Here is a 24,591-nt window from a genome sequence, read left to right as displayed (position 1 = left end):
GATGAAACTAAAGAATCTTATATTTGGCTCTCCAATTCCAAATGCAGAACAGCAAGATCAAAAAATTGGTTTGTTTGCTGGCTTTGCGATATTGTCATCAAATGCTTTATCATCTGTTTCGTATGCAACAGGAGAAGTATTTATAGTTTTGGCAACAGCTGGTGCTGCAGCAGTTACGCAATATTCTATTAGTGTTGCTATTATGGTAGTTTTATTGATATTACTAATGGGATTCTCATATGCTCAAGTTGTAAGAGCACACCCTGAGGGTGGAGGATCTTATTCTATTGTGAAGAGTCATTTTAATGAGAAGCTACTTTTACTTACCGCAGCATCATTGATTATTGATTATATTCTTACAGTTGCTGTATCTGTTTCTACTGCATCGGTAGCTATTAGTTCAGCCTTTCCAATACTTAATAGCTATAGCATTGAACTAGCACTAATTCTTTTAGCTCTTTTGATGATTATAAATCTTCGTGGTGTGAAATCTACGGCAAAGATTTTTATATGGCCAACATATATGTTTATTGCTTCAATTTTGATAATGATAGTCTTCGGAATCTATCAATATAATCACGATAGTTTACAAACATTTGAGTACTCACAAACCTATGTTGATCATATGCAAACGTCTGTTGGAGTCCTAACTCTAACCCTTGTGCTTAGGGCTTTCTCATCGGGTAGTGCTGCCTTGACAGGTATAGAGTCTTATGCAAATGGAGTGTCTGCTTATAAATCCCCAGTTTTGTCAAAAGCAATTACTGGGATGATGTTAATGACACTTCTATCAATAATTATGTTTGCTGGTGTTACTTTTATTGCTGCAAAAACACAAATTTATCCAGGTTTTTCAGAGAGTGTTTTATCTCAAGTAGCACATCAAGTGTTAGGCCATGGGTTTTTTTATTATTTCTTACAGGCATCTACTTGTTTGATTCTACTTATGGCGGCAAATACTTGTTTTACAGGTTTTCCAACATTAGCATCTATTATAAGTAAGGACGGTTATTTACCTGAGCAGTTACAAAGAGTAGGTGATAGGTTCGCATTTAGAAATGGAATAATAATGCTAACTGCTTTATCAGGAGTATTGATTGTAATATTTGAAGCAGAGGTTAGCAGATTAATTCCTTTATATGCTTTTGGTGTATTTATTGCTTTTACACTTTGTCAAGCAGGTTTAGTTAAGTATTGGTACCGTAACAAGCGCTTATATAAAAGCTGGAGTATTAGAGCCTTTATAAACGCATTTGGATGTGTAGCGACTTTTGTTGTACTTTTAACTATTGTAGAGAGCAAATTCTTTGAGGGTGTTTGGGTTGTAATAATAGCTATCGCAGTTATTATGTATGTTCTTTATGCAATTAAGAACCATTATATAACTAGACAGCATAACTTGACACTAAGTATTGATGAGGCTATTGTAAATGCAAGTGTGCATGATAATGCTAAGCCTAAAATTATCTTATTAGTATCACGTATACATCGAGGAACAATAGAAGCACTAAGATTAGCGAGAAATATATCAGATGATATAACACCTGTTTTTGTATCAGCAGATGAAAACAAAATTGAGAAAGTTAAAACACAATGGAAAAACCTAGCATTTAGAGAAAAATTACTAATTTTACGACCAGTGTATAACTCATTTATAACACCTGTATTGCAAATATTGCATAAAAATGATCTTAGAGATCCTGAGAGAGGCTATTCGGTGGTAGTTATTCCAGAAGTTGTTAATACTAAATGGTGGCACTTTTTGCTTCATAATCAGAACTCTCGCATGGTTAAGCTAGCTATTGCAGCCATGGATAAAAAAGATGAAAAAACAGCTACTAGGGTGGTTATCTCAGTTCCTTATAAGGCTGAGTAATGTCTTTTATTAGAGATATTTACTATATTCTCAAGCCCTTCTTTAGCAGAGCTACTAATTATAAGATTATAGTCTTTGCGATCGTTATATGTGTCGTGTTAGAGTTTGTAGGTGTAGGCTTAGGAGTATGGTTAAACTATTGGTATATAGACTTTTATGACTCTTTAGCCAACTATAACCAACAACTTTTAATACATCAAATAATAGTTTTTATATTTATAATGTTATTTACTCTTGTTAATACTTTCGTAGCTTATTTAATTGGTCAAGTAGTAGTTATTAAAATCAGGCAGTATTTAACTATTTATTACACTAAGAGATGGGTGCAAACAAAACCTTATCTTCAAATGTATAATTGTGATAATCCTGATGAGCGAATAAGCAATGACATAAAGCAGTTTATAACTTTATTAAAAACTTTATCTTTAGGGTTTATCGCTAGTGTGCCTACATTTGTAGTATTCTCAGCTATTTTATGGAGTTTATCAGGCAGCTTTGAGCTTAAAGTTTTAGGCTATGAGATTAAAGTGTATGGTTATTTATTTTGGTTTGCTTTAATATTAGCGGGTATTAATATAATAGCTATTATAAAGGTTGGTAAACCTCTTCGAAAGCTTGTTTATGATAAGCAAAGATATGAAGCAAACTTTAGATTTGGCTTGGCTGAGCTACGGATTAATAATGATTATGAAAACAACTCTAAAATATTTGAATTAAAAAAACATTTTTCAAATGTCGTAGACAATTTTTATCAACTAACGTTTAGAGAGATAAAGATAAATGTAGTAACAAATTTCTTCTCCCAGATATATGGAATAATAGGCATTTTTTTATCTTTACCTCGTTACTTTCTAAAGGCTATTAGTTTTGGCCAAGTTATGCAGATAAACTCAGCTTTTTTAAAGGTTGTGACTCCTCTTCTTTTCTTTGTGTACAGCTATGAGCAAGTCGCAGAGTTAAAAGCAAATGTAAAAAGATTAAAGGAATTAGTTAAGCAGATTGATAGAAGTGAAATTAATGATTAATTAGTAAATGAACAATGATGCTGGCAAAATAGCCTATAGCAATAACCCAAGTCCATTTTAGATGCCCCATAAAAGTATATTTGCCTTTAGCTTTACCCATAACAGCAACACCTGCTGCTGAACCAATAGCCAGTAAGCTACCACCTACACCAGCTGTAAGTGTGATAAGCAGCCATTGAGCATGTTCCATCGTTGGGTTCATACTAAGCACAGCAAACATCACTGGGATATTATCAATAATAGCTGAAAGAACTCCTATAATAGTGTTTGCTTGAGTGTGAGCGTCAAATAGTGATGGTGCAATCGATTGCATATCAATATAGATATACTGAGAGGCTACACCAAGGTATCCAAGAGCTGCTAGACCCTGTACAGAAACGAGTATTCCATAGAAGAAAAGTAACGTATCCCATTCAGCCTCTTTTACCTTATCAAAAATATCAAAAGCATGAGGAGGCATTTTGCGGCCATTTGGATTTCTGTTCTCTACAGCCACTTTTAATCCATATAGATAGTTATATATCATTACATAACCAAAACCTGTCATCATTCCTAATGATGGTGGTAAGTGCAATAAATGCTCAAATGAAACAGCAGTTGCAATTGTTAGTATGAAAAGTAGAATAACAGGAACTGCTCCTCGTTTAAGTTCTACTTTTTCTTCTATTATAGATTGAGTCTCCATTTTTGGCATAAAGAAGCTCATAATAATCGCTGGAACTAAAAAGTTCACAAGAGAAGGTAAGAATATAGCAAAGAATTCAGTGAATTTGACAACACCTGTTTGCCAAACCATAAGAGTTGTAATATCTCCAAATGGTGAAAAAGCACCACCAGCATTAGCTGCAACTACTACGTTTACACAAGCCATCGTTATAAATTTTTTGTTATCTTTACCTATAGATATGACAACAGTACTCATAACTAGAGCAGTAGTTAAATTATCAGCAACAGCTGATAAGAAAAACGAAATAATACCAGTAAGCCAAAAAGTTGCTAAGTATCCGAAGCCAGCTCTTAGAAGAGTGCTTTTTAGTTTAGCAAATACATTTCGATCTTCCATAAGGTTGATATATGCCATTGCAACTAATAGGAAAAGGAGTAACTCGCCATACTCTGTCATAATATGATTAAAGTTTGTATGGACAATATTGTCTGCACCTAGAGATTTTCCAACCAGTGCTACAAGTATCCAAATAATTCCAGCTGCTAAAATCACAGGTTTGGATTTATTTAGTTTTGTAAAATCCTCAGTCATAACTAATAAATAAGCTAATATAAAGACTACAATAGCGGCAATTGCTAAGGGATGATCGATAGCGTGTACGCTAACAGCGCTTAGAGTCTTTTCACTTTGTGCAAAAGACAGCATTGGCAGCATAATTGCTGACAATAGTAGAATGATTTTTTTGTACATTATTTTAGAGTAAAAATTTTCTATGTTGTTTATTATAACATTAGAGTCTATATAATTAAGTAAAATCCTATCTAAGGAAGTAGGTCTTTTATGTCGTATACTAAATCAGTAACATATTTTAAATATTCTGTTATAATAATCCGCTACTTAATAATAAAATAAGAGGAATTTCTTATGTGGAAATATTCTCCATTAAAAACTATTCTGATCTTAGGGCCTATGGTTTTTGCTTTTGCACTAGCTATGGATGTATATATGCCTGTTCTACCTGAAATGCGTCAATCTTTAAATACAACTCAGCAAATGGTACAAATAACATTGTCATTGTTTTTGGTTGTTACAGGAGTAGGGCAGTTATTTCTTGGACCGCTATCTGATCAACTTGGTAGGTTTAAAGTTATTTTGATTTCATCAATATTATTTGTCTTCGGTTCTATCCTATGTGCGCTATCTAGTACCATTGAGTTTTTAATAGCTGCTAGGGTAGTTCAAGGGCTTGGGTGTTGTGGGCTATCAGTCTGCGCATTTGCTATTATTAGAGATGCATACTCAGGTAAGACTAGTTCGATGATATATAGCTTTATAAATGCCATTATTTCAATATCACCTATTATAGGTCCTTTGATAGGTGTACAGTTAGCTATGCATTTTCAGTGGCAATCAGCATTTATATTTCTTACTGGCTTGGCTTTTATATCATTCTTGATAGTTGTAATTTTTGTAAAAGAAAGCCTTCCTATTGAAAGACGTAAAAAAATGTCCTGGGATGTGTTTGCAAGATATTTGTATGTTGGTAAATCATTACAGTTTTGGGCTTATTCACTTACAGCAGTATCTGGTATGGCATCATTCTTTATATTGTTTTCAATGACGCCATATATTATTACTTATTTAGGATATCCAATATCTGAAATATATGTTGTATTTGGTTCAGCTGGATTAGCATTTATGATTGGTTCACTTCTATCAGGAGCTATAGTAAATAAGTTAGGAGTTTATAAAACAGCTATATTTGGTGTTGCTTGTGTATTTTTAGCAGGAGTTACTTCTTTGACTATATATTTGGTATATGGCTTAAGTTTATGGGGCTTCTTTGCACCATGTTTTTTTGCAACATTTGGTGCGGCTTTTACAACTGGTACTGGTGCTAGTGGTAGTCTAGAGCCTTTTTATGAGATAGCGGGAGTTGCTGCAGCATTATTTGGAACTATGGAATTCGCTATTAGTGGAGTAATAGGTAGTATTGCTATGCTTTTCCCTGCAACAAGTTCTTTGCCAATAGCTATTACAATGATTATTATGTCTGTAATCTGTTTTGCTCTGCTGATTATATTAAAAGAGCCAAAGTAAGGCTTAAATTTGAATTATACGATCAACTAAAAATTAATTTTATTACTTCAGGTTCTTAATCATTAAGGCAAACTTCATATCTTCAGAAGTGACATTATCAAATCTAACTTTTGTTTGATAGCCACTACCTTTTGCTTCTTCCATGTGATTACCATCTTTATCTAGCATATTGTCTAGGATAATTTCACGGCTTCCTGATGGTAACATTAGTTCAATGCTATCACCGATTTTCATTTTGTTGCGAACGTTAATATCAGCATAGCCTGTTTGCTCATCAAAATTAGTAATTTCACCAACAAATTGCTGAGTAGAACTACGTGAGTCAGAGTTTTCGTATTTTTGATATTCATCATGGACATGGCGACGATAAAAACCTTCTGTGTAACCTCTGTGTGCAAGACCTTCAAGTTTATCCATTAGTGACATATCAAAGGGCTTACCAGCTAAAGTGTCTTTGATGGCTTGATCATATAGCTGAGCAGTTCTAGCAGCATAAAAGAATGATTTTGTGCGCCCCTCAATTTTAAAGCAATCAACTCCCATCTTTGTCATCGCTTCAACATGCTGTATTGCACGTAGGTCTTTTGAGTTCATGATGTATGTACCATGTTCGTCTTCAAACATTGGGTTATATTGGCCAGGTTCTTTATCATTTTCTATTAGTACAACTTTGTCAGATGGAGTACCTAGCCCAAGTGTAGATTGTGTTTGAACAGGTTCAAAATCTCCCCACTCATTTTGCTTAGCTTCAGCTACTTTGTAGTTATTACGACAAGCGTTATTACAAACACCTTGATTGGGATCTCTATGGCTATAGTAGCCTGAAAGTAAGCATCTTCCAGAATATGCCATACAAAGGGAGCCATGTACAAAAGTTTCAATTTCCATATCAGGAACATTCTCTTTTATTTCTGCGATTTCTCTTAGTGATAGTTCACGAGATAACACAACTCTTGTAATTCCAAATTTTTGCCAAAACCTAACAGTTTCGTAGTTTACTGCATTTGCCTGTACTGATAGGTGAATTTCTTGATCTGGGAAATGCTCTCTTATTAACATAATCATACCAGGATCTGACATAATCATAGCGTCAGGTTTTAAAGCCATTACAGGGGCAATATCTTTTATATAGGTTTTGATCTTGGCATTATGTGGGGCAATATTGTTTGCAAGCATTATTTTTTTGCCTTGAGCATGAGCCTCATTGACAGCAGTTTCAAGAATCTCAAGTTTTGAGAATTCATTGTTTCTAGCTCGTAAACTATATCTTGGTTGCCCAATATATACAGCATCTGCACCATAAGCAAAAGCATAACGCATAGCTTTAAGTGAACCTGCTGGTGATAGAAGTTCTGGTCGTTTCATTGTTTAGTTTCCTTGAATTTAGTTATTGCTAGTATGTTTGTACTAACAAAAGAAATATTATTTTTTTAATAAAATTAGCTATAGAATTTTATCTTTTTTTGTAGAGATTTCCAAATCTAAAATTTAGGATAGTTCCTTTTATAGTGCTGTTATGGTATTATCTGGTATTTGAAAATGTACAAATTTATTTCTAAATATTAAAGGTCTTATACTATGGATTTCGAGTTTGCTAGAGAAAATATGGTAAAACAGCAGGTGCTTACGGAAGGACTTTCTTTAGACGGTGTAGCTAAGATTATGGCAGATATTCCTAGAGAAAAGTTTTTACCTAAAGAGATTCAGGGCTTAGCTTATTGTGATACGCCTCTTGTTTTTGGCGATAGAGAGCTAAGAAGTCCAACTCTTACAGCAAGGATGATAGAGGCTCTTGATGTACAGCCAAACAGTTCTGTTTTGAAACTTGGTTTAGAATGCGGTTATCCTGCAGCATTGTTAGCAAAGATGGCTGAGAAAGTTGAGTTAGTTGATTATGGTGAAGATAGATTAGCTATAGCTAAGCAACAACTAGCTGAGATTGGCATAAATAATGTTGAATTTGTTCATGCTGAGAGTCTACATGAAAAAGCTAGCAGCCAACAGAAATATGATCGTATATATATATCAACAGTTTTGGAAGAAGACGAGCTTGATGAATCTTTATTAGTGTTTTTAGACATGAATGGTAAGGTTGTTTATGTGGTACGTACTTGCATTTGTGATAAAGTATATAGTGTGACAAAGACATCTAAAGATGGATATGAGAAAACATTTCTTTTTGATGTATATAACAAATAGTGAATAGATTATGATGAAAAAAGTCGGCTTATACCTTTTTGGGATATTTGGGTTATTAACTGCTTTTGCTAGTGAAAATACCCCTGTTCCAAAATATAATGATGTAGGCAGACCTATAGGCACAGATGTTGCATCAAAACCATACAGTGTTGAGAAACAATATGCAAAAGCCGATCAGATAAAAGAAAACAATGCTTTTTATAATCTTAAAAAAGCCGATGAAGTGGCTATGGTCGGAGATACTGAAGACAAGTATTACAGCCTAGTAGATATTTATGTTTTAGCTGCTGAGCATAATGCTGATTATCAAGCAGCTAGATCAACTTTCGCGGCAAATGTTGAAACAGTACCTACAGCTTTAGGTGCTTTGCTTCCTCAGATCGATGCCAGTTATAATTTGCGGAGAGACTTATATAAGCAGTTTGGTGGAACTGTGAATGATACTGTCAATTTGGTCAATTTTAGTGGTTCACAAACTCTTTTTGATTGGGGTAAATGGAAAACATATACTCAAGCAACATATTTACAAAAATCCTATGCGATGATTTATGCAAAGGCAGAGCAAACTTTAATTACAGATACGGTAACAGCATATTTTGAGCTTTTAAGATCAGAGCAAGCTTTACAGTTTCAATTTGCGAATGAGGCATGGAACAAGAAGTTATATTTGACCCAAAAGTATCAATATAACTCAGGTATGGTATCTTATGCTGACTTTAAAACAACCGATGCTCAATATCGTCAGGCGATTGCAGATAGAGTCAATGCTCAGAGAAATTTAATTAATGCAAAAGCCGTTATGGCGAAGCTTATTGGTAAGCGAATAAGCTCTATTTTATATATATCAAAAGATACTGAATTTGGTAATCCTGTTCCTGATGATATTAATTATTGGCTAAATACAGCTGAGAAATACAACTTAGATATAGCACAGAAAAAGTTTGAATATGAGGCAGCTGGTGAAGGTGTTGGGATAGAGTGGGGTAATTTTTTTCCAAATGTTAATCTTACAGGTGGTATTTTGATGTCAAGCAACAATCTTTCTGGTGCTAGAAATCAGACTCAAAATATTCCTAAAAAATATGATGTTGCTAATATAGGCGGAGAAGTTAATTGGAATTTGCTTAGAGGTGGTTCTGATTATGCTAAGTTGAAGAAGGCTAGTTATGATAATCAAGCAGCTGATTATGCGCTATTACAAACAAAAAGAGAAACTTATGCAGGTACTGTTGAAGCGTATCAGACAGTTGTTTTAGACGCTGTTAGGATTGATGCATTTAGAAAATCAGTATATTCAGGTATTGCCTCTGTAAAAGCTATTTTAGAAGGGTTTGAGGCTGGGACACAGACTATTGTTGACTTACTTAACCGTCAGGCAATACTTGTCCAAGCACAGCTTTCATTTGCTGATTCAATATTTAATTATGTTGAGGATTATGTCAGATTAAAACAGTTACAAGGAAGTCTAACATATAAAGATGTTGAATATATCAATAGTATCCTTGGTAAGACAGATATTATTTCGCAGATTGCAACGGAGTAACATTTTATATGTCAGAAATCTCAGCTTTTATTTTAGATTTTAAAAAATATAAAGCTGAGCTCCTTAAGTCTTGGCTGGTATCACGAGTTGAAAAAGAAAAGCTTACATCAGATCAAAAAATATTTTCACAATTTATTCGTTATTTTGTTTTTGAAAAGTTTTTTGATATTTCACCAGTATTCTCAATAACAAATTCTAAACCTTATTTAGCAAATGGTAGTTTGTTTTTTAATATTAGTCATACACAAGATCAGATAGTTATGACTGTATCTAATTCTGAAGTTGGTATTGATGCTGAAGAGGTTAACAAAACTCGGAATATATTAAAAATTGCAAAGAGATATTTTGATACTAATGAGTATGCTTCGTTAGTACAAAATAGTCAGCAAAGTGTAGATTTTTACACACTGTGGACATTAAAAGAAGCTCAAGTTAAAAGGAGTTCTTTAGGTATTGCAAAAGAGCTAAGAGAAGCAATATTTTATAAAAATGAAAATCAACAATGGCTTAGTGAAAAATATCAAAATGACTTCGTGACTGTCTTTCATAATGATTTGGTTATATCAATCTGTTGTGAAAACATTATGCAGAAGCAAATAAGTTTTTTTGAAATAGATAATTTTGAATTTAAAAAAGTTTGAGGTAAAGGGAGGAAGTAGTGGGGCTACATAGTAAGAAGAAAGTAACAGATGATTTCGATTTTTTCGAAGAGTCATTGCCGAAAATTGAGATTCCAAAAAACACTCAGGATCCAATGCAGGTTTATCAAGAGATCAAAGATGAACTAATGCTTGATGGTAATTCAAAACAAAACTTGGCTACCTTTTGCCAGACAGAGGTCGATGATTATATTCATAGATTAATGAATGACTGTATTGATAAAAATATGATTGATAAGGATGAATATCCTCAAACAGCAGAGATAGAGTCAAGATGTGTCAATATTCTAGCTAATCTATGGAATGCTACATCTGATAATACGGTTGGTTGCTCAACTACAGGTTCATCAGAGGCTGCTATGCTTGGCGGTATGGCAATGAAGTGGCGTTGGCGTGATAAAATGAAAGCACAAGGTAAAGACTATTCAAAGCCAAATCTTATTACGGGGCCTGTACAGGTATGTTGGCATAAGTTTGCAAGATATTGGGATATTGAGCTTAGAGAGATTCCAATGTCTGATGAGAGTCTGATAATGACTCCAGAAGCTGTAATTGAGAGGTGTGATGAAAATACTATTGGAGTAGTGCCAACGCTTGGAGTGACTTTCACAGGACAATATGAGCCAGTAGAAGAAGTATGTAAAGCTCTTGATAAATTTGAGAAAGAAACAGGTTTAGATATTCCAGTGCATGTGGATGGAGCTTCAGGAGGTTTTTTAGCACCTTTTATAAACCCTGAACTGAAATGGGACTTTAGACTGCCAAGAGTTAAATCAATAAATGCATCAGGCCATAAGTTTGGGCTATCTCCTCTTGGTGTCGGTTGGGTTGTTTGGACAGATAAAAAATATTTACCAGAAGATCTGGTGTTCAATGTCAATTATCTTGGTGGTAATATGCCAACATTTGCACTTAACTTTTCGCGACCTGGTGGACAAATTGTTGCACAATACTTTAATTTTGTTAGATTAGGGTTTGAAGGATATAAGAAAGTTCATCAAATAAGTTATGACGTTACAAAGTATATTGCTAAAAAGCTTAAAGAGTTAGATAGGTTTGAAATTATCCATGATGGAGATAATGGTATACCAGCTGTTAGTTGGTCATTAAAGAAAAGTAAGAACTATACATTGTTTGATGTATCTGAAAAAATTCGAGCTAGAGGGTGGCAGATAGCTGCATATTCGATGCCTAAGCACAGAGAAGACCTTGTCGTAATGAGAGTGCTTGTACGTAAAGGTTTCACGCTTGATTTAGCACAGTTGATGTTAAGAGATTTAAAATCTGTTATTGACTCTCTGGAAAATAAGAATGATTTAAAGAATAAGGAAACTTTTTCTCATTAGAATTTTCAATGATTTTGATTAATTTATTGTGTTAAATATTGGTATAATATGTCTGTTAATAATGAATTAAAACTAAAAGTAGTTGGTGGTTTATGTGTGGAGTAATTGGGGTTGCTGGACCTAATCAGGTTAGTTATGCGTTATTTTATGGGTTGAGTTTGCTACAACATAGAGGTCAAGATGCTGCTGGTATTGCTACCATGGATCAAGGGCATTTCTTTATGCGCAAAAATACAGGGCTTGTAAGTGATGTATTTACAGATGATAAACTTGAAAAATCAAAAGGCAATATGGGGATTGGACATGTTAGATACCCAACAGCTGGAAGTCTTGGAGCTGCAGACAGTCAACCTTTCTATGTGAATAATCCACATGGTATTGTTTTTGCCCATAATGGTAATCTTACTAATGTTCCAGAGCTTGCACAGATGTTGCATGATATAGAAAGACGCCATTTAAATACGACTTCTGATTCTGAATTGCTGCTTAACTTCTTTGCTTGTGGAATGAATAAATCCAAAGGTTGTCCAACTATTCAAGCAGTATACAAAGCATGTGATTTTGTATTTAAACATGCTCGAGGTGGATATGCTTGCACAGCAATGATTGCTAATTTTGGTTTAGTAGCTTTTAGAGATCCGTATGGTATACGACCTCTTGTACTAGGTGTTAAAGAGTATGATGATGGCGAAAAAGCCTATATGGTTGCAAGTGAGAGTGTTTCATTGGATATATCAGGGTTTAAAGTACTGCGAGATGTAGAGCCTGGCGAGGTTATAATAATTACAGAAGATAGAAAAGTTCACTCAAAAGTTTGTGCTAAAAAGCCAGTCCTAGCTCCTTGTCTATTTGAATATGTATATTTTGCCCGTCCTGATAGTATTATGAATGGTGTTAGTGTTTATCAAGCTCGAGTAGATGCGGGTAAAGCTCTCAGTGAGAGAATTAAAGATGTTTGGAAAGATAAAGAAATTGATATTGTAATTCCAGTACCAGAGACGGGTAGAGCTTCAGCTCAAGAAATTGCTACAGCATTGGGTGTTGAGTATCGTGAAGGTTTTGTTAAAAACCGCTATGTTGGTAGAACGTTTATTATGCCAGAGAATGTTGATAGAAAGAATTTCGTCAGAAGAAAGCTAAACCCAATTCCAGCAGAGTTTAAAGATAAAAATGTCCTGCTTGTAGATGACTCTATTGTCCGTGGTACAACGTCTAAACGTATTATCGAGATGATTAGAGATTTTGGTGCTAAGTCAGTATATCTTGCATCTGTATCACCAGCTGTTTGCTATCCAAATGTATATGGTATAGATATGCCAGTTAAATCAGATCTTATTGCTCATGGTAAATCTTTAGAGGAAATTCGCCAATGGATAGGTGTTGATGGTTTGATATATCTACCTTTATGTGATTTGAAAGAAATTGTACAAAAACAAAATCCTGGAATTACAGAGTTTGAAGATAGTGTTTTCTCTGGTAATTATATTACAGGAGATGTTGATGAAGCTTATTTAGACGAGTTAGAAAGACATCGTAAAGAATTAAAAGAATTGGAAAAGAAATACAAAGGGTTTGATAACTAATGATTAGAGTTTTTGAAGGTTTAAGTGCACTATCTCCATTTAGAAGAGAGAAAGTTTTAGCAGATGTTAAAAAGATATCAAACAAAGTAGAGTCAATATCGGCAGAATATATCCATGTCGTTGAGATTGATGAAGAGTTAAGCGAGAGCCAAGAGCAGATTATCAAATCGCTGCTTAACTACAATAAAGAGTATGGTTCTGCAGAGCCAAAGGGCCACACATTTATAACAGCTCCAAGAGTTGGAACAATCTCGCCATGGTCGTCAAAGGCTACTGATATTATTCGTAATACTGGAATTAATGCTGTCAAAAGAGTAGAACGAGCAGTTCTATTTGGTGTAGAGGGACAGGTTTCTGATAGCGAGATAAAAGCTATAGAAGCTTTAGTTTATGATCGTATGGTCGAAGAAGTTTTTACATGCAAAGATGACTTGCACAGATTATTTAGTGTTACAGCACCAAAAGAGCTTGAGTTTGTCAATGTTCTCGAAAATGGTGTGCAAGCTATCAAAGATGCTGATAAAAAGCTTGGTTTAGCTCTAAGTGAGCAAGAAATTGAATATCTAGCAGATGAGTATACAAAGCTTGGCAGAAACCCTACAGATACAGAGCTATATATGTTTGCTCAAGCAAACTCTGAGCATTGTAGACATAAGATTTTTAATGCCAAATGGACTATTGATAACCAAGAGCAAGATAAATCATTGTTCAAGATGATTCGTAATACTACTGAAAAATCTCCAAAAGGTGTGCTTTCGGCATATAAAGATAATGCTGCTGTGATAGAGGGTACAACGGCTCAAAGGTTTTATTCAAATACTCAAACAGGTGTTTATAACTTCAATCAAGAAGAAGTTGATATTCTAATGAAAGTTGAGACACACAATCATCCTACAGCTATTGCACCACATAGTGGTTCAGCAACAGGTATTGGTGGTGAGATTCGTGATGAGGGTGCTACTGGTCTTGGAGCTAAGCCTAAGGCTGGGCTTACTGGTTTTACAGTATCAAACTTAAATATCCCAGGTTTTGAACAAGCTTGGGAATCTACTAAGTATGGTAAACCTTATCATATCGTAACACCTCTACAAATTATGCTAGAGGCACCTATTGGTGGAGCTCATTACTCAAATGAATTTGGTCGTCCTAATATCAATGGCTACTTCCGAACCTTTGAACAAGAGGTCAATACTTCGGCTGGTAAAGAGATGTTTGGTTATCATAAGCCAATTATGATTGCTGGTGGTATGGGTAATATCAAGAGAATGCATGTTGAGAAAGGCGATATCGATGTTGGAGCTAAGCTAATCTGTCTTGGTGGTCCTGCAATGCGTATTGGTCTAGGTGGTGGTGCTGCGTCATCTGTTGTATCTTCTGATGCTAACTCTGAGTTGGATTTTGCTTCTGTACAGCGTGATAATGCTGAGATGGAGCGTCGTTGTCAGGAAGTTATAGATAGGTGTTGGCAAATGGGTGAGCATAATCCAATCACATTTATCCATGATGTTGGTGCTGGTGGTATTTCAAATGCGTTTCCTGAGCTTGTTAAAGATGGTAATGTTGGCGGCCATTTTGAGCTTAGAAAAGTAAATGTTGGTGAAGAAGGACTCTCTCCGTTAGAAATATGGTCAAATGAGTCACAAGAAAGGTATGTATTATCAATTGATCCGCAAAGCTTAGAGTTTTTTGAGCAGCTTTGTAATAGAGAAAGATGTCCATTTGCTGTAGTGGGAGAGGCAATTTCTGAAAAGCATATTACGCTAAATGATGAGTATTTTGATAATAAACCGGTTGATTTACCAATGGGATTATTATTTGGTAATACTCCACAAATGCATATTGATGTAAAAACTGTCAAAGTTGAACAAGATGCTTTTGATACAAGTGCTATCAAGCTTGAGGATGCAGTTGAAAGAGTACTAAAAGTACCAGCTGTAGCTTCTAAGTCTTTCTTAATCACAATTGGTGATAGAAGTATTACAGGCATGGTTGCTCGTGATCAGATGGTTGGCCCATGGCAGGTCCCTGTTGCTGACTGTGCTGTGACAACTGCTACAGTAGATAGTCAAGCTGGTGAAGCAATGGCAATGGGTGAGAGAACTCCTGTTGCAGCTATTAATGCGGCTGCTTCTGGTAGATTAGCAATTGCTGAGACTGTAACAAATTTGTTAGCTTCTGATATTGAGAAATTAAGTGATATTCGCCTATCTGCTAACTGGATGGTTGCTGCAAGTCAGGGTGATGAAAACCAGAAGCTATATGAGACTGTAAAAGCTGTTGGTATGGAATTTGCTCCAGAGTTAGGTATTGCAATCCCTGTTGGTAAAGACTCAATGTCAATGAAAACTAAGTGGTCAGATAATGGTCAAGCCAAATCTGTTACATCGCCTTTATCGCTAGTGATTTCAGGTTTCTCACCAGTAACAAATGCGCGTAAGACTCTTACACCAGTTTTAGTTGATGATAATGATACGACTTTTTTACATATTGATCTATCTAATGGTGCTGGTAGACTTGGTGCTTCATGTTTAGCTCAAGCTTATAACCAAGTTGGTAATGTTGCTCCAGATGTTGAAGCAAGCAAGTTGAAAGTGCTATTTGAAAATATCACTAAACTAAAAGCTGAAAATAAAATCTTAGCATATCATGATGTGTCAGATGGTGGTGTATTTGCAACTCTAGCTGAGATGTCGTTTGCTGGGCGTAAAGGTTTAGATATCAATCTACAAACCCAAAATGTGCTAGTGAAACTCTTTGCTGAAGAAGTTGGAGCTGTTATCCAAGTTAAAAATAGCGATCTAGCACTAGTTGAAGAGATGTTTAAAGATACTCAAATTCACCTGTGTGCAATAGCTAAGCTAAACTCTAGCGATGAGTTAAATATCTTTGCAAATGGTGAGAAAGTATATTCAAATACGCGTGTAAACTTACAAAGATGGTGGGCTGAGACTTCTTATCAGATCCAATCAATTCGTGATAATAGCGAGTGTGCTAAACAGGAGTTTGATAGTATCTTAAATACTGATGATAAAGGTATCCATGTTGAGGCGAGCTTTGATCTTGAAGAAGATATTACAGCTAGATTTGTTAATGTTGAGAAGCCAAAAGTTGCAATTCTAAGAGAGCAAGGTGTCAACGGTCAAGTTGAGATGGCAGCAGCATTTACTACAGCTGGTTTTGAAGCTCATGATGTTCACATGTCAGATTTACATGCTGGGCGTGTATCTTTGGCAGATTTTAAAGTATTAGTGGCTTGTGGTGGTTTCTCGTATGGTGATGTTTTAGGTGCTGGTGGAGGCTGGGCAAAAAATATCCTCTTTACCGAGAAGCTAAAAGTCGAGTTTAGCAAATTCTTTGGTCGTGATGATACTTTAGCATTAGGTGTGTGTAATGGTTGTCAAATGTTGGCTCAACTTAAATCACTAATCAAAGGAGCTGAAAACTGGCCGATATTTATTAAAAATAAATCAGAGCAGTTTGAGGCAAGGGCTTCTATGGTTGAGATTCAAGAGTCTGACTCTATTTGGTTTGCTGATATGGCAGGTACAAAAGCACCAATTGCAGTAGCTCATGGTGAGGGTCGTCCATTATTTGAAAATGACAATCAGCAACAAGCTATGCTAGCAAGTTCGCAAATAGCTCTTAAATATATCGATGGTCAAGGTCAAGCAACTGAGATGTATCCATATAATCCAAATGGCGCAGTAGATGGTCTAACAGCTGTTACAGCACTAAATGGTCGTGTCCTTGCAATGATGCCGCATCCAGAACGCGTCTATAGAGCTATTACAAACTCGCATATCCCAGCAGAGTATGATGAATATTCAGTGTGGATGAGAATGTTTAGAAATGCGAGAAAGTGGGTTGGGTAGGTAGTGTTAGGTTGGCTCAATCAACATAAAAATACTCTTATAGTCACTATTATTGGTGGAGTTATTGTTGGAGTTCTTTTATATTTGTTTCTCCCACAAAGTCAGGCTAATATAGTTGTTACTGAAAATACTAGTAAAGATTGGTGCCAGCAAGTTTACGGAATCAAAACACCTTCTAAATATATACAAAATCATAGTACTAAGAAGTGCTTTTATCCGCTAATTTACACAGTTATAAAGGGAAATCATCTAGAAGTGCAAGTTCGATAGTGCTTTAGATAACATCTTATATGGAAATATATACACATCTAGTTATCAGCTTAATATAGGGAGTTTCTCAAATAATAGAAATTTAAAAAACCTAACTGAAATAAAAATTAGAGTTAAATCAGAAGAACGTGTTGTTATTTCATGCAGTTCAGAAATTAGTGATGATAAAGGTGCCGTAACAATCTATGAGTCTATTGAGGGTGGTAAAGCATTATATTGTGCAATAACAGTACTATCTAAAAAAGAAAGTATTTCAAAGCCTGAAGTTAATGTGATGAACTTCGAGATTGATTCTCAGGAGATTAAAACTTCACTGTGGAGAAAAGATGTTGTTGGGTTTGATAAATTTTATACTGAGAAAGATATATTTAAGCCTATTAATGATGCTTTTGATGAAAAGGGGATACGATGCTCTTTAGTAGCATAGATAAAATAAATAATCAAATTCCACTCCATTTATGAAGGAGAATCGCTATAGTTAGAATCTTTGTTCGTCAATAATATGCTAAAATACTAATAGAGTGTTTTAAATCTTAGATTTTCAATTGCTCATTTTTACTGAAGGTATTGAAGTTAACCCTGAAGAGGGTATTGTATGGTAACTACTTCTAGTGAGATTAAGCCTAATGCAAATTGTACCTCTTCACTAACATAGAAGGGGATTCTTATGATTAAAATCAAAAATGATAATTTATTAGTAGAGATTAGTGAGCTAGGGGCCGAAGTTCGAGCTGTTATCAATGCTACAACTAATCATGAGTATATGTGGTCTGGAGAAGGGAGTATATGGGCGGGAGTCTCGCCTGTACTATTTCCAGTAGTGGGTAAATCTCACGATAATAAAATTAGATATCAAGGTAAAGAGTATCCCATGGGCAATCATGGGCTGGCTCGCCATACTGTATTTGATATTGTGTTGCATAGTGAGAGTAGTGTTACTTTAGCAATGGATACTACAGCAAAAGATTATCCGTTTAGATTAAGGTTTGAGGTTACATATACTCTTGGAGCTAATAAACTTATCACAGAATACAATATCATAAACTTAGATGATAGTGTTGCATCGTGTGGTTTTGGAGCGCATCCAGCATTTGCCTGCCCTTTTGATGATAAGCATAAGTTTAGTGATTATGAGATTGTATTCTCTGAGCAAAAATTGGATTTTCATGCTATTACACCAGAGGCATTTTATACTGGTGAAACTAAGCATTTCAAACTATCTAAGATTGAGCTAGACAATCATACTTTTGATAATGATGCTCTTGTGTATAGCGGTTTCACAGATAAAAGAGTCAGATTAGCTGAGAAAGGTTCTGATCGTTATATTGAAGTAACTTTTGATGGCTTTGAATACCTTGGCTTATGGTCAAAACCTAAGGCAAATGCTCCTTATGTATGTATTGAACCATGGTGCGGTAGAAGTGATACATTAGGTATGGATGTTGATATAGAGTATCGTATTGGTAATGTGGATATAAAACCTCAGCAAAATCTCTCTCGTTCATATACAATAGAATTTAGTTATTAATTTAGTAACTAAAGGAAAGAATCAAAATATGATAGATGAGCAGAGTCGAATGTGCTCAATGATTTTTTCACATTTATTCAACAAACTTTTAGTTATATTTATCTTCAGGAGCAAAGTTGTTTATACTTGGGTTGGCACTAGGATTATGAGATATAGACTGTAAGATATCTAAATATGTATCAATAAGTATATATCCTTGGCTATCAGGTTTTGCTTTTTTTGTGATAAAAGGTTTATAAAAACTCATAGGTCCCATACTTTTAGCAATACTTTGGGTTGATGCATACTTCATTACACTATTACTAATTTCATCCGTGCTAGTATTTGCATATTTAGGTTTATATGACATTTTCATTTCTTTTCTAACTGTGCCTATATTTTTACAAGTTATCTCATCTGTTGTCAGTTTTAAATCAAGAGTTTCTGTAGGCGTGATTGTTTCAAATAATATATTTACACAGTTATTATAATTATTGTTATTTATCTGTATTTTAGGGATTATCTTGTATGCTAGTAGTTTCTCTTGAATAGGTCCAAACTTATCATTATTGCTTATCTGTATTTCATCACCTAGCTCCATTCTTGCAGGAAGTAGTAAAGTGCCACTAGGATATAGACTATCAGTGAGGAAAACATCGCCAAAGAAATTTACTTTATATGTTTCATAGAATTTTTCTATAACTTTGTTCTTATCATTTTTTACAGTTACATAGTATCTGCACTTTGACTGATCTTTATTACAGAACTCGATATCTAAATCTATAAATATTGATTTCTTAGCTTCTAGGGCAGTTCTTTTATAGTGAAATTGTGTATCTGGTTGCATAGAGACATAGTCGCCCCCTTTGATTATAGTATTGTTAGTAGAGCAACTAGATAGTAGGATCACTGTAGTAACAGTTATGCTAAGATAGAGTTTATTCATGAATTATTTTGATTCTACTGATGAAAGAATAGTTTTGTAAGTAACAGGATCTTTTGATTTATGAATCTCTTTAAGGTTTTCTTCAACCAAGCCAACTCCTTTACAGTAGAATTCTTGGCTTTCAACCTTATGCTCTTTGTTTTTGTAATTAACAGTAGTATCTGCTTCAAGCTCAATACAATCTTTATAGGTTTTAGAGCCAACATTCATATTAGGAATTTGTTTTTTAAACTCATAAATTTTTGAGATGTTACCATCTTTAAAAGAGCTACTTTCTGTTCTTTTTTTGTTAAACTCTATAGTAGCTGGTAAAAATAAAAACTCTTTACCTGAGCCCGTAAGATCTGTATAAACAGAACCATCCTTTTTAATATTATATGAATACTCATATTTAGAGTCAGAGGCTTTTTCTTCAGAAGAGCTTTTTATCTGGCTAGTATACTGACAAGAGCTTTTATTTTCGTTACAACTTTTTACAGTAGTTTCAATCATGAAACTGTCTTTATCATCCGCATTTATTCTTTTGTAGTTGTATGTTTCTCCGACTTTAGTAGAGATGTAATCACTACCTTTTAAATCTGAACTATAGCCAACTGATGCAAGTACTAAAAAAGTCATTGAAGTAAATAAGATTTTTTTCATTATTTTTTCCTCTCTAGATTTTCTAGTTTGACTTTATCATATAGCGTAATAAATATGTATTCTAAATCAAAAAAATTATCGAGTAAATTTATAGCAGTTCAGTAAAAGTTATATTTGGTGCGTAATATCAGTTACTAAAAACATTGACAATGAAGCTCCATTTGAGAAAATTAAAATACATTTACCGTAACATTAAAGTGAACTCATGGCGATGTGTGTCAAAAACATTCATATATGCCTGTGTTTTATTCAATAGGGACAATCAAGATGATAAAAAGATATGATGTAGCAGAAATCTCAAAGATTTGGGCAGATGAAAACAAATATACAAAAATGCTTGAAGTTGAATTAGCTATTTTAGAAGCATTAGAAGAAAAAATGGTACCAAAAGGTACAGCTGCTGAAATTCGTGCAAAAGCAGAAATTAGACCAGATAGAGTTGATGAGATAGAGAAAGTCACTAAGCATGATATTATTGCTTTTTGTACTTCTATTGCAGAGCAATTTACTGCTGAAACTGGTAAGTTTTTCCACTTCGGTGTGACATCATCAGATATTATTGACTCAGCTCTTAGTTTACAACTTCGTGAGTCTATGGATTTTGTTGTTAAAGATTTAGAGGCTCTTTGTGAGTCATTACTAGCAAAAGCTCAAGAAACTAAAGAAATTATTACGATGGGTAGAAGCCATGGTATGTTTGCAGAGCCAATGAGCTTTGGCCAAAAATTCCTTGGTGCTTATGTTGAATTTAAACGTAGACTAAAAGATCTTAAAGAGTTTCAAAAAGATGGTCTTACGGTTCAATTCTCAGGTGCAGTTGGTAACTACTGTATCTTAACTACAGAAGATGAGAAAAAGGCTGCTGACATTTTAGGTTTACCAGTTGAAGAAGTATCAACTCAAGTTATCCCTAGAGATAGAATTGCTAAGCTTATATCAATCCATGGACTTATAGCCTCTGCTATTGAGAGATTAGCTGTTGAAATTAGACATTTACATAGAAGTGATGTTTTTGAAGTATATGAAGGTTTCTCTAAGGGTCAAAAAGGTTCTTCAACTATGCCACATAAGAAAAATCCAATCTCTACAGAGAACTTAACAGGTATGGCGAGAATGCTTAGGTCTCATGTATCTGTTGCATTAGAGAACTGTGTACTATGGCATGAAAGAGATATTTCCCATTCTTCAGCTGAGAGATTTTACTTACCAGATAACTTCGGCATTATGGTTTATGCTCTGCGTAGAATGAAAAATACTATTGATAATCTTGTGGTTCAAAAAGATATTATCGAAGATAGAGTTAGAAGTACAAGTGCATATTTATCAAGCTTCTACTTACATTTCTTAGTAGCAAATACTGAATATATGCGTGAAGATTGCTACAAAATTGTTCAGCAAGTTGCTTTTGATCTTAAACCTGATGATTCATTCTCGAAAAATCTACAAAAAGTAATGAAAGATGAGCATGGTTATGATTTAGATATTCCTGAAATGGATTTTGAAGGTATCAAAAAGACTTATCTAAAAGAAATAGATCATGTATTTGAGAGATCTATTAATAGCTAATTTACCTTTCTACACCCTAATTAAAATTAATCTTCTAAAGTAGACATTCTAAAAATCTAGATTATACTAAAAAGGTACTGATTGGAGGTTTTTAGATCATATGTTATATAAACAAATTAAAACGGTATTAAAGATACCTAGGCATACTGTATATACTCTGATTATATATAGTTTGTTACTAGGGTTTTTATCTCTTACTATTCCTGTGTCTGTTCAAACGCTAGTGAACTTAGTGGGAGTTAGCTTATCTATTAGGCCAGTGATATCATTAATAACTATATTATTTATATTGCTGACAGCAGCTTTTTTCGTCAGAATTTTTCAGCTAAAATTGGTTGAGGATATTCAAAGAAAAGTTTTTGTTGAGACTGTATTACGTATAGTCGCAGCTATTCATCGTGTTGATTTTAATGACCTGATGAAAATAAATGTCAGAGAGAAAATTAATCGTGCTTTTGAGCTGAAGTTTTTACAAAAATCTGTTTCTGTGATTTTTATAATTCTACTTGATATCTTCTTACAGACGCTATTTTGTGTGATTATTTTAGCTTTTTATCATCCAATGTTTTTGGTCTTTGATATTTTGCTGATTACATGTATTGTATTGGCTATATTTATACCTTTAAGAGCAGGTTATGATGCTGGTATAAAAGAATCTAGCTCTATATATGATATCGTATACTTCTTTGAAGAAAAAACCGCTGAGTTTTTGTCATTTAGGCAGCGCCCAGAGGAAAGCTCAATGAAAAAAGCAGATGCTAAATTATGTGAATATCTTGATGCGAGATCTGATTTCTTTAGTGTTGTTTTTAGGCAACATGTATATATAGGGTTAACATATATCTTCATCAATATTTTGCTATTAGGTATAGGAAGTTATCTAATAATAAGCGGACAACTTTCTATTGGTCAACTTATTGCTGCAGAGCTTCTTGTAAATATTGTATTGCTTGGTCTACTTAAATTTAGCCAGTATTTGTATGATTGTTATGGGTTTCTTGTAGCGACGCGTAAGATTTTGGATTTGTTAGAAATATCTAAAAAAGAAGAACTTCCTTCAGAACATAAGCGTGCTGAATTTAAAGAAGATGTAAGACTTATTGAAATTGCACTTTCTGATGGGAGTAAGTCAACTTTTGACTATACCCAGAATCATTTTAATAAACTTAGTTTACCAACAAAAGACGCCCAAACACTTTTAAATGCTTTTTTTGATGATAATTCAGATGAGATTATCAAAATAAATGAGGTATGCCTTAGAAACTATACAAAAGAAGAGATTAGTAAGCATATCCATATAGCAAGTGGTATTGAGGTTGTTGCTGGAACAGTTTTAGATAACTTATGTGAAAATGATTTTTCTCAAGAGAGACTTAAGCACTTAAATGAGCTGTTGGATGTATTTGGTATAAGTTTCTTAGAAAAGCATTTTGAAAAGAGAATAGACTCACAAACGATTAAGTATAATTTAGAGTTTGATACTATGGTTGTTCTGAAGATGAATATTATTAGAGCAATTCTTAAGCGACCAAAGCTTATGATATTGATTGACTCGTATGGCTTAACTAATAGAAGTAAAGATATGACTATTACTCAAATATTAGAAAAGTTAGAGATTCCAACATTAATTATATCTATTAAATAGGGGGCTTTTGATGCAATTAAAATCATTTGAAATGCTAAAAAAAGATCCTAGCTTTAAGAAGATAGTTTTCTTAGTCTTATTGAGTATACTTGCTGTAGGCGTTGTACTAGCTCTTATACCATGGCAACAAACGGTCGATGGCTACGGAGATGTTACTACTCTTTCTCCATCTGAGCGTCAGCAAAATATATCAGCACCTATCGGCGGTAGACTTGGTAAGTGGTATGTTTTTGAGGGGGATTATGTCAAAAAAGGTGATCCTATTGTTGAAGTTTTGGATTTGGATCCAGAGGTTGTCTCTCGTTTGGAAGATGAGAAGGCTGCAATTGAATTAGGTATAAAATCTGTGAAGCTTGCAATTAAAAATACCCAGAATAATATCGAGCGTCATAAATATTTAGTAGATAAGGGTGCAAGTACTCAAAGAGTCTATGAGCAAGCTCAGATGGAGATGGTTAATTATACTCAAGAACTTGCTAAGTTGAATATCAGTCTTGCTAAGGTTAAGGTTCAAATTGCTCGTCAACAAAGTCGTTTAGTTAAAGCCCCGACAAATGGTACTATTGTTGATCGTATACATGGTCTTGGTGGTGTAATTGTGAAAGATACGGATGTCTTAGCAACGATCGTACCAGATAGTAAGTCACGAATAGTTGAGTTATGGCTTAATAGTATGGATATTCCGCTTATTAAGATGGGTGATAAGGTTATGCTTCAATTTGAAGGATGGCCAGCTGTTCAGTTTAGTGGTTGGCCTCAAGTTGCCATTGGTACTTTTGAGGGAGAAGTTATGTTTATATCTCCACAGAATAACGCTCAAGGTCAATTTAAGATATTTGTTAAGCAAAGTGGTTCTCGTGATTGGCCAACTTCTGATGTGTTGCGACTGGGGACAAAGGTTCACGGCTGGGTATTATTGAATAATGTAAGCTTGGGTTATGAGCTATGGCGTAGATACAATGGATTCCCGATAAATCTTAATAGTAAACAGTTACATATAGGTGTTGTTAAAGATAGGCCTGTTGAAAAGCCGATGACAGTAAAAGAACAAGTGCAAAAAGGGCCTTCCAACATAAAATAAGTTAAACGTCTTTTCTTGTTTTCACTAGTACTTTATAATCATATTGTATTTATTCAAATATTAA

General features: G+C 34.4%; 18 protein-coding genes. 14 read left to right on the top strand and 4 right to left on the bottom strand.

The features are described 5' to 3' along the window. Position 1 precedes the first annotated feature (1 nt). Together QI37_RS05840 and QI37_RS05835 are read left to right on the top strand one after the other, a co-directional pair. On the top strand, positions 2-1,876 hold the full coding sequence (locus QI37_RS05840; RefSeq protein WP_040009447.1) for an APC family permease: 1,875 nt from the start codon (positions 2-4) through the stop codon (positions 1,874-1,876). Continuing rightward, positions 1,876-2,901, top strand: coding sequence for an SbmA/BacA-like family transporter (locus QI37_RS05835; protein ID WP_052399162.1), 1,026 nt, complete (start codon positions 1,876-1,878; stop codon positions 2,899-2,901). Before QI37_RS05840 ends, QI37_RS05835 begins: the two co-directional genes overlap by 1 nt. On the opposite strand, the gene nhaD is transcribed toward QI37_RS05835, so the two are convergent. Beyond that, positions 2,891-4,318, bottom strand: a complete 1,428-nt coding sequence (nhaD, locus tag QI37_RS05830) for a sodium:proton antiporter NhaD (RefSeq protein WP_040009444.1) — start codon at positions 4,316-4,318, stop codon at positions 2,891-2,893. The genes QI37_RS05835 and nhaD overlap by 11 nt on opposite strands. 174 nt (positions 4,319-4,492) lie before the next feature. Here nhaD and QI37_RS05825 point away from each other — a divergent pair, with 174 nt between their 5' ends. Further along, positions 4,493-5,668, top strand: coding sequence for a multidrug effflux MFS transporter (locus QI37_RS05825; RefSeq protein ID WP_040009441.1), 1,176 nt, complete (start codon positions 4,493-4,495; stop codon positions 5,666-5,668). 42 nt (positions 5,669-5,710) lie between these two features. Here the strand turns inward: QI37_RS05825 and trhP are convergent, their stop codons facing one another. Next, entirely contained in the window at positions 5,711-7,033 is a 1,323-nt protein-coding gene (gene trhP / locus QI37_RS05820) for a prephenate-dependent tRNA uridine(34) hydroxylase TrhP (protein ID WP_040009438.1), read from the bottom strand. A 213-nt stretch (positions 7,034-7,246) separates the two neighbouring features. Between trhP and QI37_RS05815 the strand changes: the two genes are divergently transcribed. The 8 genes from QI37_RS05815 to QI37_RS05780 all read left to right on the top strand — a co-directional run bounded on the left by QI37_RS05815 (position 7,247) and on the right by QI37_RS05780 (position 18,668). Next, entirely contained in the window at positions 7,247-7,867 is a 621-nt protein-coding gene (locus tag QI37_RS05815) for a protein-L-isoaspartate O-methyltransferase family protein (RefSeq protein WP_040009435.1), read from the top strand. Between the two features lie 13 nt (positions 7,868-7,880). After that, positions 7,881-9,410, top strand: coding sequence for a TolC family protein (locus QI37_RS05810; RefSeq protein WP_040010726.1), 1,530 nt, complete (start codon positions 7,881-7,883; stop codon positions 9,408-9,410). An 8-nt stretch (positions 9,411-9,418) separates the two neighbouring features. Further along, on the top strand, positions 9,419-10,051 hold the full coding sequence (locus QI37_RS05805) for a 4'-phosphopantetheinyl transferase family protein (protein ID WP_040009432.1): 633 nt from the start codon (positions 9,419-9,421) through the stop codon (positions 10,049-10,051). A 17-nt stretch (positions 10,052-10,068) separates the two neighbouring features. Continuing rightward, complete coding sequence (gad, locus tag QI37_RS05800) at positions 10,069-11,415, top strand: glutamate decarboxylase (RefSeq protein ID WP_040009429.1); 1,347 nt, start codon at positions 10,069-10,071, stop codon at positions 11,413-11,415. Positions 11,416-11,507: 92 nt separating this feature from the next. Continuing rightward, on the top strand, positions 11,508-12,998 hold the full coding sequence (gene purF / locus QI37_RS05795) for an amidophosphoribosyltransferase (protein ID WP_040009426.1): 1,491 nt from the start codon (positions 11,508-11,510) through the stop codon (positions 12,996-12,998). Continuing rightward, positions 12,998-16,870, top strand: coding sequence for a phosphoribosylformylglycinamidine synthase (gene purL, locus QI37_RS05790; protein ID WP_040009422.1), 3,873 nt, complete (start codon positions 12,998-13,000; stop codon positions 16,868-16,870). Before purF ends, purL begins: the two co-directional genes overlap by 1 nt. 544 nt (positions 16,871-17,414) lie before the next feature. Beyond that, the gene (locus QI37_RS10250; RefSeq protein WP_158409068.1) at positions 17,415-17,567 is read left to right on the top strand and encodes a hypothetical protein; all 153 of its coding nucleotides are present in this window, start codon (positions 17,415-17,417) and stop codon (positions 17,565-17,567) included. Positions 17,568-17,807: 240 nt separating this feature from the next. Next, the gene (locus QI37_RS05780; RefSeq protein WP_040009416.1) at positions 17,808-18,668 is read left to right on the top strand and encodes an aldose 1-epimerase family protein; all 861 of its coding nucleotides are present in this window, start codon (positions 17,808-17,810) and stop codon (positions 18,666-18,668) included. An 88-nt stretch (positions 18,669-18,756) separates the two neighbouring features. On the opposite strand, the gene QI37_RS05775 is transcribed toward QI37_RS05780, so the two are convergent. Next, positions 18,757-19,593: a hypothetical protein gene (locus tag QI37_RS05775; RefSeq protein WP_052399161.1), complete on the bottom strand. Its 837-nt coding sequence runs from the start codon at positions 19,591-19,593 to the stop codon at positions 18,757-18,759. A gap of 3 nt (positions 19,594-19,596) precedes the next feature. After that, the gene (locus QI37_RS05770) at positions 19,597-20,235 is read right to left on the bottom strand and encodes a hypothetical protein (RefSeq protein ID WP_040009414.1); all 639 of its coding nucleotides are present in this window, start codon (positions 20,233-20,235) and stop codon (positions 19,597-19,599) included. Positions 20,236-20,502: 267 nt separating this feature from the next. Here QI37_RS05770 and purB point away from each other — a divergent pair, with 267 nt between their 5' ends. The 3 genes from purB (at position 20,503) to QI37_RS05755 (ending at position 24,527) form a co-directional block, all read left to right on the top strand. Beyond that, the gene (gene purB / locus QI37_RS05765) at positions 20,503-21,801 is read left to right on the top strand and encodes an adenylosuccinate lyase (RefSeq protein WP_040010724.1); all 1,299 of its coding nucleotides are present in this window, start codon (positions 20,503-20,505) and stop codon (positions 21,799-21,801) included. Positions 21,802-21,901: 100 nt separating this feature from the next. Next, positions 21,902-23,446 carry an ATP-binding cassette domain-containing protein gene (locus QI37_RS05760; protein WP_040009412.1) on the top strand — a complete coding sequence of 515 codons (1,545 nt, stop codon included), beginning with the start codon at positions 21,902-21,904 and terminating at the stop codon, positions 23,444-23,446. 10 nt (positions 23,447-23,456) lie between these two features. Then, entirely contained in the window at positions 23,457-24,527 is a 1,071-nt protein-coding gene (locus tag QI37_RS05755) for an HlyD family secretion protein (RefSeq protein ID WP_040009410.1), read from the top strand. Positions 24,528-24,591 lie beyond the last annotated feature (64 nt).

It is taken from the genome of Candidatus Francisella endociliophora (assembly GCF_000764555.1).
Taxonomy (GTDB): domain Bacteria; phylum Pseudomonadota; class Gammaproteobacteria; order Francisellales; family Francisellaceae; genus Francisella; species Francisella endociliophora.
Note: the sequence above shows the minus strand (reverse complement) of the source record. Positions and strands in the feature narration are given on the sequence as shown.